15 protein-coding genes are annotated in these 15,234 nt (G+C 48.9%); all 15 read left to right on the top strand.

From position 1 onward, the window contains the following. The first annotated feature begins 32 nt into the window (after positions 1–32). The 15 genes from ACQ5ES_RS06620 (at position 33) to ACQ5ES_RS06550 (ending at position 15,230) form a co-directional block, all read left to right on the top strand. The gene (locus ACQ5ES_RS06620) at positions 33–614 is read left to right on the top strand and encodes a thymidine kinase (protein ID WP_445015143.1); all 582 of its coding nucleotides are present in this window, start codon (positions 33–35) and stop codon (positions 612–614) included. A gap of 87 nt (positions 615–701) precedes the next feature. Beyond that, on the top strand, positions 702–3,038 hold the full coding sequence (locus ACQ5ES_RS06615; protein WP_445015142.1) for a sensor domain-containing diguanylate cyclase: 2,337 nt from the start codon (positions 702–704) through the stop codon (positions 3,036–3,038). Between the two features lie 49 nt (positions 3,039–3,087). Further along, entirely contained in the window at positions 3,088–4,122 is a 1,035-nt protein-coding gene (gene pyrC / locus ACQ5ES_RS06610; protein WP_445015141.1) for a dihydroorotase, read from the top strand. Positions 4,123–4,249: 127 nt separating this feature from the next. Next, a complete protein-coding gene (locus ACQ5ES_RS06605) occupies positions 4,250–5,185 on the top strand; it encodes a hypothetical protein (RefSeq protein WP_445015140.1) in 936 nt (311 codons plus the stop codon). After that, complete coding sequence (locus ACQ5ES_RS06600; protein ID WP_445015139.1) at positions 5,182–5,805, top strand: PilN family protein; 624 nt, start codon at positions 5,182–5,184, stop codon at positions 5,803–5,805. The genes ACQ5ES_RS06605 and ACQ5ES_RS06600 overlap by 4 nt, the downstream gene beginning before the upstream one ends. Then, positions 5,802–6,443, top strand: coding sequence for a hypothetical protein (locus tag ACQ5ES_RS06595; RefSeq protein WP_445015138.1), 642 nt, complete (start codon positions 5,802–5,804; stop codon positions 6,441–6,443). The genes ACQ5ES_RS06600 and ACQ5ES_RS06595 overlap by 4 nt, the downstream gene beginning before the upstream one ends. Then, positions 6,430–6,786, top strand: coding sequence for a hypothetical protein (locus ACQ5ES_RS06590; RefSeq protein ID WP_445015137.1), 357 nt, complete (start codon positions 6,430–6,432; stop codon positions 6,784–6,786). The genes ACQ5ES_RS06595 and ACQ5ES_RS06590 overlap by 14 nt, the downstream gene beginning before the upstream one ends. Next, a complete protein-coding gene (gene mshL / locus ACQ5ES_RS06585; protein ID WP_445015136.1) occupies positions 6,786–8,438 on the top strand; it encodes a pilus (MSHA type) biogenesis protein MshL in 1,653 nt (550 codons plus the stop codon). The genes ACQ5ES_RS06590 and mshL overlap by 1 nt, the downstream gene beginning before the upstream one ends. A gap of 34 nt (positions 8,439–8,472) precedes the next feature. Next, the gene (locus ACQ5ES_RS06580) at positions 8,473–9,390 is read left to right on the top strand and encodes an ExeA family protein (RefSeq protein ID WP_445015135.1); all 918 of its coding nucleotides are present in this window, start codon (positions 8,473–8,475) and stop codon (positions 9,388–9,390) included. Next, positions 9,387–10,565, top strand: a complete 1,179-nt coding sequence (locus ACQ5ES_RS06575; protein ID WP_445015134.1) for a tetratricopeptide repeat protein — start codon at positions 9,387–9,389, stop codon at positions 10,563–10,565. The genes ACQ5ES_RS06580 and ACQ5ES_RS06575 overlap by 4 nt, the downstream gene beginning before the upstream one ends. A 2-nt stretch (positions 10,566–10,567) precedes the next feature. Continuing rightward, positions 10,568–12,328, top strand: a complete 1,761-nt coding sequence (locus tag ACQ5ES_RS06570) for a GspE/PulE family protein (protein WP_445015133.1) — start codon at positions 10,568–10,570, stop codon at positions 12,326–12,328. Beyond that, entirely contained in the window at positions 12,321–13,541 is a 1,221-nt protein-coding gene (locus ACQ5ES_RS06565) for a type II secretion system F family protein (RefSeq protein WP_445015132.1), read from the top strand. Before ACQ5ES_RS06570 ends, ACQ5ES_RS06565 begins: the two co-directional genes overlap by 8 nt. Positions 13,542–13,552: 11 nt before the next feature. Next, positions 13,553–14,182 carry a prepilin-type N-terminal cleavage/methylation domain-containing protein gene (locus ACQ5ES_RS06560; protein WP_445015131.1) on the top strand — a complete coding sequence of 210 codons (630 nt, stop codon included), beginning with the start codon at positions 13,553–13,555 and terminating at the stop codon, positions 14,180–14,182. Between the two features lie 32 nt (positions 14,183–14,214). After that, positions 14,215–14,718 (top strand): prepilin-type N-terminal cleavage/methylation domain-containing protein, encoded by a 504-nt coding sequence (locus ACQ5ES_RS06555; RefSeq protein WP_445015130.1) that lies wholly within the window; start codon positions 14,215–14,217, stop codon positions 14,716–14,718. Between the two features lie 23 nt (positions 14,719–14,741). Beyond that, a complete protein-coding gene (locus ACQ5ES_RS06550) occupies positions 14,742–15,230 on the top strand; it encodes a prepilin-type N-terminal cleavage/methylation domain-containing protein (protein WP_445015129.1) in 489 nt (162 codons plus the stop codon). Positions 15,231–15,234 lie beyond the last annotated feature (4 nt).

The raw sequence follows: 15,234 nt of genomic DNA, 5'->3' as shown, positions 1-15,234 counted from the left end.
TGAACGTAAAAAACCAATTAGACGATCAACCTATGGCTTCACTTTATTACACTTACTCGGCTATGAACGCTGGCAAAAGTACATCGTTACTGCAAGTTGCACACAATTACGAAGAGCGGGATCAGCGTGTACTGCTACTCACTCCAGCGGTTGATGAGCGTGCCGGGAAAGGGAAAATTGCGTCACGTTTAGGCATCGACCGGCAAGCATTGGCATTTACCAGTGGGACCGACCTTGCTGCGCTGATTGAAGCCCGCGATAGTCAAACTTCTATCGATTGTGTACTCATAGATGAAGCGCAATTCCTCACTGAAGCGCAGGTCTGGCAACTTACCGATGTTGTCGACCGCATCGATATTCCAGTCATGTGCTACGGCATCCGTACCGATGCGTTTGGTCAGGCTTTTCCTGGTAGTGCTGTTTTGTTAGCCGTCGCCGACAAAGTGAATGAAATGAAAACCATTTGCTATTGTGGGCGTAAAGCAACAATGAACCTGCGAATAGATGAACGTGGTGAGGCTGTAAAAGTCGGCGAACAAATTGCTATTGGGGGGAACGAACGCTATATCTCCTGCTGCCGTAAACATTGGAAAGAAAAACTCGGACTTTGCTAAACCTTAAAAGGTATTTCGTTACTTACGTACATCGTTTTAAACGATGTCTGCTATGCTAGAAGAGTAGCAAAAAATCAGGAGATTATAATGAGTTCAGTGCCGCTGCCGAAAAATGAGCAGGCCCGTCTGCAACTCCTGCATGAACTTGAGCTTCTTGACACTGAAGCGGATCCGATTTTTGACAGAATTACACTGTTGGTTAAAGATATTCTCGGTGCTGATGCAGCATTAATCACCTTAGTTGATGATGAGCGACAGTGGTTCAAAGCAAAAGTTGGCTTTGAGGAACCTGAGACTCACCGTGACGACTCTTTTTGTACTCATGTTGTTGCCGCGGGTAAAACCATGGTGGTCGACAACGCGCTCGATGATGTGCGTTTTAGTAGTAATCCGTATGTTCTGGCCGAGGGCGGCATTCGCTCCTACGCTGGCGCCCCAGTTACGTTATTCGATGAATTCCATTTAGGCACCTTGTGCGTGCTTTCGCAGTCACCGAATAAATTCTCATCCTCCCAAGTTCGCTACCTTGAAGTGCTGGCGGATTGGTTGTCAGAAACCATCGCCGATCGCTATGAAATTGATAATTATCATGCCGAACGGGAAGTTTTGGCCCAAGGTCCGGTTTGCGCCGTGGTATGGCGGATTGAGCCCAACGCTCACCTCAGTTATGTGGCTGAGAATGCTGAGCGGGTGCTGGGCTATTCCAACGAATATTTGCTGCGCGATGATGTGAGTTATGAGTCCATAGTGCATCCTGATGAACGTGATGAATTGCTTGCGCGCATGCACGGGGTGCTCGATGGAGAAGAAGAATTTCTGGAAATGGACTACCGCGTTGTGCGCAAACACAACGATCAGGAAACTCTTCATTGGATTCATCACTACGCCCGTGCAGACAAAGATAAAGCTGGCAACGTTTTGCGTGTGCGCGGTTATTTACTCGATGATAGCAAAGGTAAACAGTTCGAGCTGGCGTTGCGCGAGGCAAATCAAAACTTTGAATTGGCGTTGGCTGCAGGTGAGTTTTTCACTTGGTCGTGGACGATTCCGAATGATCGTCTGGCAGTCAGTCATCCTTGGTCGATGATGGCTGGGTACAGCGCGGAAGAAGAGCAACAACTCGATTGGCAGGCGCTGGTACATCCCGATGATTTGATCACTATGGGTGAGCGCCTGAGCGACCATGCGCGAGGTAAAACAGACCGTTTTGATATTCGTTTTCGTATTCGTCACAAAGAGGGACATTACCTTTGGTTGCATAGTGTTGGTAAAATTGTCTCGCGTGATGCTTCCGGGCGTCCACTGTGCATGACTGGTCTTCATCACGACATCTCGCAGCAAGTGGCGAATGAAAACTTTCTGGAGCAGCAAGCCGAGGTACTAGAGCTGGTTTCTCATGTGCAGCATGAATTTCTGTTGGCTAAGGATTTTAGTGAGGTTTGCGACCATGCATTACCTAAACTGATGACCATGACCGCCAGTAAAGTTGGTTTTGTCGGCGAATTGCCGCCCGGCTCCAGGCAGCGAAATCTATTGTTGGTTCACGGCTTGCGTGTCGGTAGTGACCAACATGAATCAGAGTCACTACAACAACTGGTGAAACAGTCATTAGAGGTAGAGGTTGATGGTGATGTGATCCGCTCAGTTTTGTTGCGGGGCGAGCCAGAGTTCTGCCATGAACCTTTGTCACCACTTGAAATGACCCTCACGCCAATTACTTTACCTGAACTGAAAAATGCATTGATTATGCCGTTGTACTTTAAACGTGAAGTTATAGGTTTGATGATCCTGGCGAATACCGAGGGGCATTTTGGTCGCAAATACCTGGGATTGTTGCGGCCAATGCTCGACACTTTAGGTACATTGATTCATATGCGTCGTATGGATGAGGAACGTCAGGAGGCCGTTGACGAGCTGCGAAAACTGGCAAGCGTAGACGAGTTGACCGGTATTACCAACCGGCGGGTATTCTGGGAAGCGATAGAACAGCGGTATGACGAATTTATGCGCTACGACGTGGTGATGACGGTGGCGATCATCGACCTGGATGATTTTAAACAAGTGAATGACACCTATGGTCACGCAGCAGGTGACGAGGTACTTCGAGAATTCTGTAAGCGTACGCAAGCGGAGCTGCGCGATATGGATTTATTTGGTCGCTTAGGCGGCGAAGAGTTTGCGATACTATTGCCCTATACTGCTACAGACAAGGCCGTTTTGGCGTTGGAGCGGATTCGTAAAGCAATTGCTGATAAACCCATTGCGGTAGATGATGAAGAAATTACACTTACCATGAGTGCGGGCATCACCGAAGTACGTGAAACCGACGCCAAGCTAGATCATTGGTTGGCGCGCGCCGATGAAGCGTTGTACAAAGCGAAAGACAATGGTCGAAATCAATGTGTGACTGCATCTGAACACTAGAGCAGGTATACTCAAGCTAACAATAGAGCGATGTTTTTAAGAGGTTTTCATGCAGCAATTATCCCTTCCGCGCCCTGACGATTGGCACCTCCATGTGCGTGATGAAGAGCTTCTCGCGACCACGGTCCCTGCGACAGCAAAAGTTTTCGCGCGCGCTGTCATCATGCCCAACTTAGTGCCACCAGTGACCAGCGTTGCACAAGCTATGGCGTATCGTGAACGGATCTTACAACAAGTGCCAGCGGGCGTAAGTTTTCAACCGTTAATGGCGTTGTATCTGACTCAGGAAACTTCAGTCGATACTGTAAGAGCTGCTGCAGCAGAGACCGAGGTGATTGGCTTTAAACTGTACCCTTCAGGTGCAACAACCAACTCTGCTGCCGGCGTTACCGATATTGAAGCTTTGGATAACGTGTTCGCGGCTATGGCGGAACATCAAGTCCCTTTATTAGTCCATGGTGAGGTTACCGCCGCAGAAATCGATATATTTGACCGTGAGAAAGTGTTTATCGAGAACAAATTACGCCCGTTGATGGCGCGTCACCCAGAACTAAAATTGGTGCTGGAGCATATTACCACCAGCGATGCTGTGACTTTTGTTGAGAGTATGGGGCCCAATGTTGCCGCGACAATTACGCCACAACATTTATTAATGAACCGTAATGATCTGTTGATCGGAGGTATACGGCCGCATAATTATTGTTTACCTATCCTGAAACGACGTGAGCATCAACTGGCGTTACAAAAAGCGGCTGTGTCAGGTAGCCCTAAATTCTTCTTAGGCACCGATTCTGCACCTCACGCTCAATCTAAAAAAGAAGCAGCGTGTGGTTGTGCCGGTTGTTATTCCGCACCCGCAGCGCTGCCGCTTTATGCTGAATTTTTTGAACGGATGGAAGCGCTCGACAAGCTTGCTGATTTTGCCAGTCATTTTGGCGCTGATTTTTATGGTTACCAGCGGTCGTCTGAATCCCTAACTCTTAGGCGTGAGCCGTGGCAAGTTCCAGCTACCGTTGATACTGCGGTGGGTCCCATGGTGCCCTACTGGGCGAATGAAAAATTGAATTGGCAAGTTGTAGAATAAAACAAAAATAAAACAAGTTAACCTGATAGATGGTAGCGCTTGTTTTTCAGGCGAAAAGTGTCAAACTTAAGTTAAGAAGTCGAGTTCAGACTTTAATAAAAATTATAAAATGAACAGGGACAGAGATTTGCTTAATTTTCTCCGTGCGCACAAGTCAAATCAGTTCATCGTTACCTTCGCCGTACGCAAGGGAGCGGTGCATCTGGTGGTTGTCGAACCTCATACTGAGGCAATGCCAAGCCTGGTGGTTTCCGACGAACGAGAAGTGAAAGAAGATGATTTTGCAACTGCCATCAGACAACTCGCTCACGAATACTCGCGCTATTGCCGCAATCACCCGCAGGTCTCACTGGTTTTAGGTAGCGGGCTGTATCAAAGCGTCGCGCTCGATCGACCCAACTTGCCTGAAGAAGAAATTGCCACAAGCTTACGCTATAACCTCCGTGACCTTGTTGAATTCCAACCTGAAGATTGTATTGCCGACTACTATGAGTTGCCGGTGCAACTGCCGGGGCAAAATAAAATTACTGCGGTAGCCGCCAGCAAGGAGCAGCTTGAAGGCGTGTTGCAAGCGGTGCACGAGGTATCTGATAACGTCTGCGCTATTATCGCCGAGGAACAAGCGGTGACCGAAATGTTTCTCTCGCTGTCCGAGCCTACGGTGGTGGTTTACCAACAAGCCAATCAGCCGGCTTTGCTACAGGTTTACCGCGAAGGTTTGCTGCAGGTAAACAGATCAGTGCGCGCTTTAGAAAAAATTAGTGAATTGAGCGTTGAGGAGGTCCGTATGGGCGGGTTACAGCCACTAAGTGTGGAAGTTCAACGTTCTGCGGATTACTTTGAGCGTCAATTACGACAAAGGCCGGTTACCGATGTTGTTCTCGCGGTGGCGATTACCAAACATGATGATGTGCTAGCAAAGTTACACGAGGATTTGGGTTTAACCGCAAGCTGGGCAGACTACCCTGACTGGGCACAAGAGCTCGGTGCTGGTGATTACAGTGACTTTGCCGCATTAGGTGGCGCGTTGATCACGCTTAAAATAACGGAGGACAGCAAATGAAGACATTTGCCAACCTCTATCTGAGCGAACTACAACCTAACCGACAATGGTTGACCCTACGACGTTTTGTTGCCGTTAACGGTGCCCTGGTTATAGTTGTATTGGTGGCATGGTTGCTCATTAAGCTGGTTGCCGGGCAGCAACAAGCCGAATTCGTTGCTAGTGCGGCTGAGGCTAACCGCGTTGAGACTGCGCTGCGGCAACGCCAGGCAACACTGGAGCAAGCGTTAAATAATAGCTCGCTAAATGGTGACTTAGACAGGGTACAACAAACGTTGACTTTACGGCAGCGACTGTTGGTGCAAATGCAGCAACTTACCGGTCGCAATAACGTGAGCTTTTCGCAGCTTCTGGCAGACTTATCAGAAGCCGATAAAAATGCGATTTGGTTGCAGCGAATTTTGATGCAAGACGATGCGCTGACCCTGCAAGGCCATACTATCGAGCCGCAACAGCTGCCGGCTTGGTTAGCTGAATTCAGCCAGTTTTCAACTCTTAAAGACCGGCCGTTTGGTGTGTTTGAATTGCGTGAAGAAGGCGACCAAGGTTTGCGCTTTGTGGTGGGGCATTTACAACATCGCCGTGATGTTAGCGCGAGCTCAGGGAGCGGCCAACGATGACACAGTGGCAGCAATTACAGTTAAAGTTTAACGAAATGGCATTAGGCCGACGCAAGTTTTGGTTTGCTTTAACCGTGGCATTTGTGCTTTATTTTGGGCTTTGGGTAGTGCTGCTACCGAGCTGGCAGAACTATCAGACGGAAAAAACTAAACTTACCCAGCAGCAGTCGCGGGTCGACTTATTGCAACAACAGCTGCAAGCGCTAGATAGTCGTTTGTCCGGTGATCCGCAAGCACCGTTACGAAATAAACTAAGTGATTTACAGGCACGCCTTAACGAGCTCAATCAGCGCTTACAAGCAGAAACTAACTACGTCAGTGCAACGGATAATCGTGAACTGTTGAAATCTCTGTTAGGTAATGCTGGTGCACTTGAGGTGCAGTCTGCATTGGCTATGCCAGCGGAGCGCGTTTATGGTGACGGTGATGCGACTGCTGGCGCAATCTATAAACATCGTTTACAACTGATATTCAGCGGCAATTACAACGAAATCTATAACTACTTTCAACGGCTAGAGCAGTTGCCATGGTCATTTTATTGGCAGCGCATGGATTATGAAGTTAAAGAGCATCCCAATGCCGAAGTGCTGCTCGAAATCTACACCCTGAGTCTGGAGCGCGATTATGTGGCGAGTTAAAGTAGTGCTCATAGTTTTTTGCTCTTTTGTGGCGTCAGCGCAAGCTCAGGAATTGCGAGATCCAACTGCACCTCCGCAGTACCGGATGGCGGCAGAACAACAGACGCAAGTCACCGATTTACGGCTAACTGCGATTCAGCAGCGCAGCACCGGCATCACAGCTTACATCAACGGTCAACGCGTGCAGCCGGGTGAACAATTACCACCTTATACAATAACCAAAATTACAATGGACCATGTCATCGTGCGCCATGCCGAAAATGGCGGCGAATTAAAACTATCACTCTATACTCAGAGTCCATTAGTGAGTGACACTAAGAAGGGTTCAGGGGGACAGAACTAATGCGGATCGCCACTCTTATTGCAGCAACGCTAATACTCTCAGCGTGTGCGCATCAACCTGAGCGTAAACCGGTAGAGGCACAACAAGCCTTGAATCAAGGTGCGCAAGTAAAGATGACTGAACGGCCACCGCTGCCTGAATCTGTTCGTGCAACTCTGCGGCCTTCAGCACTGGAAAGTAGTCGCGCAAGTGAGCAGTTACTTGCTCAACCGCGTTTTTCCGTCAACGCGAATGGTATCGCGGCGGGTGATTTCTTTGCCGGTTTAGCGGCTGATTCCCCCTACAACATTGTGGTGCATCCGGACGTTAATGGCACCATAACGCTGAGTCTAAAAGACGTGACTCTAACCGAAGCCCTTGAGGTTATCGGCGATATTTACGGTTATGAAATCAAGAGTGAAAACCGCATGATTCGCGTATTTCCTGCCGGTTTGCGCACCGAAACCATGACCTTGGATTATTTGGCGCTGCAACGCATGGGCTTGTCTCAGACCAGCGTAAGTTCTGGTGGTGTAAAAGAGAGTGACGACCAAAATGGTGGTTTAAATGGCGGCGGAAACAATTACAGCAATTCGCTGCTAGGAAACCAAGGCGGGATTTCCGGGCAAGGTAATTTATCCAACAGCGGCATGAATGGTATGAATAGTGGTATGCAAACCAATGGTTCGTCTATTTCTACGCAATCACAAACCGACTTGTGGGGCGGTCTGAAGGAGGTTGTTCAAGGTATTGTTGGTGAAGGCGAAGGTCGGCGTGTGGTAGTTTCTCCGCAAGCGGGTCTGGTAACTGTAACGGCATTACCTAGCGAGTTGCGTGCTGCCCGTGAATTTCTGCGCTCGGCGGAAGAACGTCTGCAACGCCAGGTTATTTTAGAGGCGCGAATCGTCGAAGTGGCGCTTAATGACGATTACCAGCAAGGTATCAATTGGAGCGACCTATTTAGTTTAGGCAATGCTAACGGCAGTATTGGTTTTTCTGGCGGTAGCGTAACGGGTACTAATGGCGTATTTGGGATGTCACTCGATGTTGGTGATTTTAGCGGAGTTTTAAACTTGCTGCAGGACCAAGGTAACGTGCAAGTTCTGTCAAATCCTCGAGTCAGTGCAAGTAATAACCAAAAAGCCGTGATTAAGATTGGTGAAGACGAGTACTTCGTGACCGACGTTTCGACCACGACGGTGACCGGTACGGCCACTACGTCAACACCTAATATTGAATTGACGCCATTTTTCTCAGGTATTTCACTCGATATTACGCCGCAGATAAGTAATAACGGCGAGGTGATTCTGCATGTACACCCATCAGTTGTTGAAACCAGCGAACAGAATAAAACGATCACACTGAATCAAGAATCGTTTGTCCTGCCATTAGCACAGAGCAATATTCGTGAGAGTGACACTATAGTTCGCGCTCGCAATGGTGAAATCGTAGTGCTTGGCGGTTTAATGCAAACCAGCTATACCGAAAACGAATCCAAAGCTCCCGTGTTGGGAGATATTCCAGTGGTGGGAAACCTATTTAAAAATAAGCGTCGCTCGGAACAGAAAAAAGAGCTGGTGATACTCATTCGCCCTGTAGTTGTAGGCGTCGATACCTGGCAACAAGAGCTCGAGCGTTCGAGTGACCTGTTAAATCGCTGGTACAACGACTAGCACCTAACTACGCAACGAGTAACGATAAATCACTATGTATCAAACGCATTATGGACTGACAGAATTGCCATTTACGTTGACCCCGAATACCAGTTTTTACTGTGATCTCGAGGGCCATCGCTCGGCATTTGAAGTTCTGCTGACCGCGCTTGAAGCTGGTGAAGGGTTTATTAAGGTCGTCGGAGAAGTTGGCACGGGAAAAACCTTGCTATGCCGGAAGTTGTTACACGAACTTCCCGAGCACTACGTTACCGCCTATATTCCGAATCCATATCTGAATCCGCGTGAAATGCGTGCCCACATCGCACGAGAGTTACAAGTGGAGGCGCCTGCCGAGCAAAGTGAGCAATTACTAACTCAGGCTATTCAAGAGCGTTTAGTTGAAATTAGTCGTGCCGAACAGATTGCCGTTATCGTGGTTGATGAAGCTCAAGCGTTACCAGCGGAAAGTCTTGAAGCATTAAGGTTAATCTCGAATTTGGAAACGGAAACGCGAAAATTACTGCATATTGTTTTATTTGGGCAGCCGGAACTAGATGAACGTTTAGCTACACGTGAGCATCGTCAATTGCGGCAGCGGATCACGTTCAGTTATACCTTGCAGGCAATGACGGTCGTTGAACTTGCACGTTATATTTCGCATCGGTTACACATTGCGGGCTATCAGGGAGCACCGATGTTCTCTGGACGCGAAGTGAAGATGTTACACCAAGCAAGTCGCGGGATACCGCGACTTGTAAATGTACTGTGTCATAAAGTTTTATTGCTTTGTTATGGTGAGGGGTGTTACCAAGTGAAGCCGCGACACGTGCGCTACGCGGTAGCTGACACCGAGGATGTGACTCTACCGTCGCATACACTGTTATGGTGGGGCGCAGTAGGTGTCGGCGGTGTGATAATCGCCTTGCTATGGTCTTGGCAACAAGGTTGGTTGACGGAGTATCTGTCATGAGTGTTATCAACCGTATGTTACGTGATTTGGATAAGCGCCAACAACAAGAGCGCAAAAACGGCTTCACTCCAGCTGCCGCTGCGCCATCAGGATTCCCTTGGGCATGGTTACTTGGTGCGTTTGTGGTTGCTGCTATTGCTGTAGTAGCGTTTATGGTCATTTACCAGGGAATGAGTAAATCTGAACCAGAACTACGTGAGCAATCAACACCGACACGGATAAAAGTCACACAACCCGAGACAGTGACCACACCCGATGGGGGCGAAACCGCAGCGGAAACTGTGTCAGCAAAACCGACAGCACAAGCATCACAACCGCAACGACGACTTGACCCACGGCCGGTGACAGCAACGCCAGATTCAGCAACAACATCAGAGGCAGTTGCAACACCAGAGCCAACTGCAACATCAGAACCAACATCAGCACCGAGGCCGACCGTAACGCCAGGACCGACAACCGAGGCTGGACCTCAGGTGAGCAAGGTAACTGACACAACGGCCGCGAGCGAGCCGCAACAGCAAGCACAAGAACAAACGCAGCAACCAAACCCGCAGCCAGCTAAAACCAGTGGCACGATGGAAGTGACTCGCGTTGAACTAAGTGCCGAAGAATTAGCGGAGGTTAAGTTAAAGCAAGCGCGCGAAGCCGCACAAAAGGGCGAGCGAGAACGCGCAGGCAGCTTGTTGGAACAGGTCATCGCTTTGGCACCTGAGCATGTCAACGCTCGTAGTGAACTGGCTGCTTATTGGTATGGTAGGGGGCGTGTAACAGCAGCACTGGCTGTGCTTGAAGAAGGGTTGCAGAGGCGTCCACAGGAACCGAATTGGCTCGTTCTTTACGGTAAAATATTACTTGAGAATGGCGCTTATGAGCAGCTAATGAGGGCCTTAGCCCAACTGCCTGAGGATACCGCGGAAACGTCTGACTTACTGCAAATGCGTGCCACCGCAGCGAGCGAACTTCGCCGCTTTGCGCATGCGGCAGTAGATTATGAGCGTTTAGCTGAGCGCACGCAGCAAGGTCGTTGGTGGATAGCAGCTGCGGTGGCTCATGAAGATGCGGAACAACCACAACAAGCATTGCGAAGTTATCAACAGGCACTGCAAGATGACGATTTGAGTCAAGACGCACGGCGCTACGCAGCGCAACGGCAACAAGCTTTAGGAGGCCAATAGCGATGCGCCCTCGTTTAAAAATGCGCCTTGGTGACCTTTTGGTGCAAGAAGATATTATTACTGAGTCGCAACTGCAGGAAGCACTTGATGACCAGCGGTCCAACGGCCGTAAGTTGGGTGTGACCTTAGTTGACTTGAACTTCATTAGTGAGCAAGAGTTACTGGAGTTTTTGGCTCGCCAGTTGAATATTCCGTTTGTCGAATTAGGTGATCGCAAGATCCCAGACGATGTCGTGACTTTACTACCTGAGATTCAAGCGCGTCGTCATCGTGCTTTGGTGGTGGAAGCCAGTGACAGTGAAGCATTGGTGGCAATGAGTGACCCGGCTGATTTGGGCGCAGTGGATGCGATCAGTCAGATCCTTCAGCCGCGTTCGATAAAATTGGCAGTTGCACGTGATCACGAATTGCTCGAAGCGTTCGATAATTTGTATCGACGGACGAAGGATATTGCCGACTTCGCTAGCCAGTTGCAGACTGAGTATGAACAGGACGAAACGGTCGACCTTGCTGCTTTGTCACTGGAAGATGAGGGTGATGATGCGACGGTTGCCAAGCTGTTACAGTCCATTTTCGCTGATGCTGTGCAAGTCCGTGCCTCAGATATTCATATTGAGCCTGATGACCGTGCCTTGCGCATCCGTATGCGGGTCGATGGCATACTGCAAGAAAACGTGTTGACCGAGACGACCATTGCCAGTGCGCTGGTGCTGCGGTTGAAGTTGATGGCAGGTCTGGATATTTCTGAAAAACGTATGCCACAAGATGGCCGCTTTCACATCAAAGTACGAGACCATTCCATCGATGTGCGGATGTCGACCATGCCGGTGCAGTATGGTGAATCATGTGTCATGCGGTTGCTGGATCAGTCCGCTGGCCTTCTTGAGCTTAAACAAACTGGGTTACCGGCGAATTTGCTCGAGCGAGTGCGTAACCTGATTCGTAAGCCTTATGGCATGCTCATTGTTACCGGGCCGACAGGTTCAGGTAAAACGACCACACTGTACGGTGCACTGAATGAATTAAATAAAGCTGAGAAAAAAATTATAACCGTAGAAGACCCGGTGGAATATCGACTTCCGCGCATTTCGCAAGTGCAAGTGAATAGTAAAATCGGCTTGAGTTTTTCGCGGGTGTTGCGCACCACCCTACGGCAGGATCCAGACATTATTATGGTCGGTGAGATGCGTGACGGAGAAACTGTGGAGATTGCTCTGCGCGGTGCCATCACCGGTCATTTGGTACTTACCACATTACACACCAATGATTCGATTACCAGCGCATTGCGCTTAATCGATATGGGGGCTGCCCCTTATCTGGTTGGTGCAGCTGTGCGCGGAGTGTTGGCGCAACGCTTGATCCGTAAGGTCTGTGATAACTGTAAAGTTGAGACAAAGATTGACGCAGGTGATTTAGCCTTGCTTCGCCGTATGGCGCCCGATATTCCAGCAGATGGTAGTGGCTTTTTTAAAGGTAAAGGTTGTCGTAATTGTAATCACACAGGTTACAAAGGACGGCTTGGTGTGTTTGAGCTGCTGGAATTGAATGATGCCATGGTTAATGCCCTGCGTGACGCTAATATGCGAGAGTTTGCGGGGGCTGCCCGTGCTGCTGAGAATTTCCGGCCGCTGGCTTTAGCTGCATTGGACTATGCCCGTGAGGGTATTACCAGCGTTGATGAGGTATTGTTCTTAGCCGAGACGGTTGAGGAGGAAGAGTTACGCGGCACGCTAGTTGAGCCAGAGGAAGAAACCCATGGCTGAGTTTAGCTACCGCGGTCGGGATGCGGCTGGCGAACTTATTACCGGCGCGCTAGAGTCAACCTCAGAAAAAGCTGCTGCGGACACATTAATCCGCCGCGGCGTTACACCTCTTGTGATTGAACAACGCAGTGATGCCGTTAAACGTCAGTCAGGCTTTCGCCTGTTCCATGAGAAAGTAACGCTTGATGATTTAATTGTTTTCACCCGACAAATGTACTCGTTAACAAAGGCGGGTATTCCTTTATTGCGGGCAATCGAAGGTCTGGCAGAAAATAGCTCGAAACGGCGCATGCGTGAGGTTCTCAACGATGTGGTTGAACAACTTGAACGCGGTCGTGAGCTATCATTAGCGATGGGGGCGCACCCAAAAGTATTCCCACGACTACTTATAGCGGTGGTCCATGTTGGAGAAAATACAGGTCAGCTGGAAGAAGCCTTTGAACAGCTTTCCGATTATTTGAGTAGAGAACAAGATACTCGTAAGCAGGTGAAGTCGGCATTGCGTTACCCAATGTTTATTGTTTCGGCCTTGGTTATTGCAATGTTCATTTTGAACATTTGGGTAATACCGACCTTTGCGCGAATGTTTGAGCAGTTTAATGCTGAGCTGCCGTTGCCGACACGAATTTTAATCGGTGTCTCAGATGTTTTTGTGACCTGGTGGCCGGTGATGATTCTTGCAATTATTGGTGCGCTATATGGTGTGCATAGGTTTAAAACGAGTGAAGCTGGTCGAGTGCGATGGGATCGGTGGAAAACTCAAATGCCGATTTTTGGTGATATAGTTTTTCGCAGCCTACTTTCTCGTTTCTCGCGCAGCTTTTCGGTGATGTTGCGCGCAGGGGTCCCGCTTACCCAGGCATTGAGCTTAGTTGCTGATGCCGTTGATAATTATTGGATGCATGACCGTATTGAAGATATGCGGCGTACGATTGAAAAAGGTGAAGGTTTAACGCGAGCTGCGCAGGGGACTGAGCTGTTTACACCGTTAGTGATGCAAATGATTAGTGTAGGCGAAGAAACAGGTCGGGTTGACGAATTATTAAATGAAGTGGCTGACTACTACGAACGAGAAGTCGATTATGATTTGAAAAGTTTGACCGCGCGCATTGAGCCGATTTTATTAGTGCTTGTTGCGGTTATGGTGGCAGTAATGGCACTCGGAATATTTACTCCGATGTGGGATATGATGGATGCCTATAAAGGGCGTTGAACGAAATTTCGATGAACAACAAAAACGCGGAAGAGGACATTATTATGAATGCCGAGCAAGTGAAGCAGCAGCGCGGCTTTACCTTAATTGAGCTGATTATTGTTATTGTCATACTGGGGTTGCTAGCAGCCTCGGCCTTACCTCGTTTTACTCGGGTAAGTGCCGACGCTGAAGACGCCGCCTTAGAAGGCGTTGCCGGAGGCTTTGCCAGTGCTGTGAGCCTGGTTCGGGCGGAGTGGGAGCTACGCGGTAGACCGAAAGGAACTGCTAATGGTTCTGGCGCGGTGATCGTGATGGACGGTGTGCCCGTAAATGTCGATGGTGATACTGGTTATCCAGTGAGTGGCAATAGCAATACCGAAGCACATGATCAGAATTTAACCAGCGAGGATTGCCGAACCATTATGCAGGCAATACTGCAAGGGGCGCCAACAGCTACAGCGAATTATGGGTTACTGAGTCAGAATCGCTACTATGTGACGCGAGAAAACAATGGTACCAATGATATTTGTGTTTATTATTTAGCAAATACTATTAAGAATTTGACGGCCACACCTGCGGGTAATGATTACTTAAGTGTCGGCAATGTCTTCGTTTACAATCCGCGCACTGGTGGCGTGAGCATTTTCAGTAATAATTAAGTCACTGGTAGTGATGGGTTTAGGAGAGTACAATGAATGGACAAAAAGGCTTCACGCTAATTGAGTTGATTATAGTTATCGTCGTACTTGGTATTCTCGCGGTAACTGCGGCTCCACAATTTATAAACTTTTCGAGTGATGCGCGCGAGAGTACGTTAAAGGGGCTGGAAGCTAGCATGAAGTCTGCCATTGAATTAAGCTATGCGAAGGCAGCAATTGATGGTGGTTTATCCGGTGAGGCGACAGTTCCAACTAATTCTGCAGCGGTAACTATTGCAATTGTTAATGGTTATCCGAAGGCTAGCGAAATCGGTAAGGCTGCAGGTGCGGGTAGCGACTGGACGTTTGCGGAGAAAACCGCCGGCAGCTATTCTGGGACGGTGGTCAATGGTGTGTATGTGGGTACTTTGGCGAGTTTAGCTGCCGCTGGTTCAACCGCGACACAAATTGAAGCGACAAACTGTTATATTACATACGAAGATAACGCAGACGATACAGGAAAACCGCGACCTGTTGCGACCGTTTCTGATTGTTAAATTGAATTTCGGGAGAAGTGTTTATGAAACGCCAACAAGGCTTTACATTAATTGAGTTAATCATTGTGATTGTTGTGCTCGGTATCTTAGCGGTTACTGCTGCGCCACAGTTTATTAATTTTTCATCAGACGCACGTGAGTCTACTGTTAAAGGTGCCCAAGCTTCTATTCAAGGTGCGATGCAGTTGGTCTATGCGCGTAGTTTAGTTAATGGTACTGAGGATGACTCACCAGCAACAGTGACAACAGAAGGTGGTACGGTGACAACCTCTTACGGTTATCCTGACGCCGATGTTGGTGGTATTGATGTTGCAGCAGGTTTAGGTAGTGACTGGTCACGTTACGACAGCACGACTACTCCGGTGACAGCATCGGTTGCTGAAGCAGCTTTTGCGCCTGCCGGCGTTACTCCTGATTTTACTTCAGGAAACGACAGCTGCCATGTGCTCTACACTGAAGCTGCGGACGAAGATACTCCGGCGACAGTTGCCGTGAACACCGCTGGTTGCTAAGTCG

Source organism: Pseudidiomarina xizangensis (genome assembly GCF_052541995.1).
Note: the sequence above shows the minus strand (reverse complement) of the source record. Positions and strands in the feature narration are given on the sequence as shown.

Bases quoted from the DNA above. Each gene is read 5' to 3' on its own strand.
- ACQ5ES_RS06620 (WP_445015143.1), top strand. From the start codon at position 33: ATGGCTTCACTTTATTACACTTACTCGGCTATGAACGCTGGCAAAAGT.
- ACQ5ES_RS06615 (WP_445015142.1), top strand. From the start codon at position 702: ATGAGTTCAGTGCCGCTGCCGAAAAATGAGCAGGCCCGTCTGCAACTC.
- pyrC (WP_445015141.1), top strand. From the start codon at position 3,088: ATGCAGCAATTATCCCTTCCGCGCCCTGACGATTGGCACCTCCATGTG.
- ACQ5ES_RS06600 (WP_445015139.1), top strand. From the start codon at position 5,182: ATGAAGACATTTGCCAACCTCTATCTGAGCGAACTACAACCTAACCGA.
- ACQ5ES_RS06595 (WP_445015138.1), top strand. From the start codon at position 5,802: ATGACACAGTGGCAGCAATTACAGTTAAAGTTTAACGAAATGGCATTA.
- ACQ5ES_RS06590 (WP_445015137.1), top strand. From the start codon at position 6,430: ATGTGGCGAGTTAAAGTAGTGCTCATAGTTTTTTGCTCTTTTGTGGCG.
- mshL (WP_445015136.1), top strand. From the start codon at position 6,786: ATGCGGATCGCCACTCTTATTGCAGCAACGCTAATACTCTCAGCGTGT.
- ACQ5ES_RS06580 (WP_445015135.1), top strand. From the start codon at position 8,473: ATGTATCAAACGCATTATGGACTGACAGAATTGCCATTTACGTTGACC.
- ACQ5ES_RS06575 (WP_445015134.1), top strand. From the start codon at position 9,387: ATGAGTGTTATCAACCGTATGTTACGTGATTTGGATAAGCGCCAACAA.
- ACQ5ES_RS06570 (WP_445015133.1), top strand. From the start codon at position 10,568: ATGCGCCCTCGTTTAAAAATGCGCCTTGGTGACCTTTTGGTGCAAGAA.
- ACQ5ES_RS06565 (WP_445015132.1), top strand. From the start codon at position 12,321: ATGGCTGAGTTTAGCTACCGCGGTCGGGATGCGGCTGGCGAACTTATT.
- ACQ5ES_RS06560 (WP_445015131.1), top strand. From the start codon at position 13,553: ATGAACAACAAAAACGCGGAAGAGGACATTATTATGAATGCCGAGCAA.
- ACQ5ES_RS06555 (WP_445015130.1), top strand. From the start codon at position 14,215: ATGAATGGACAAAAAGGCTTCACGCTAATTGAGTTGATTATAGTTATC.
- ACQ5ES_RS06550 (WP_445015129.1), top strand. From the start codon at position 14,742: ATGAAACGCCAACAAGGCTTTACATTAATTGAGTTAATCATTGTGATT.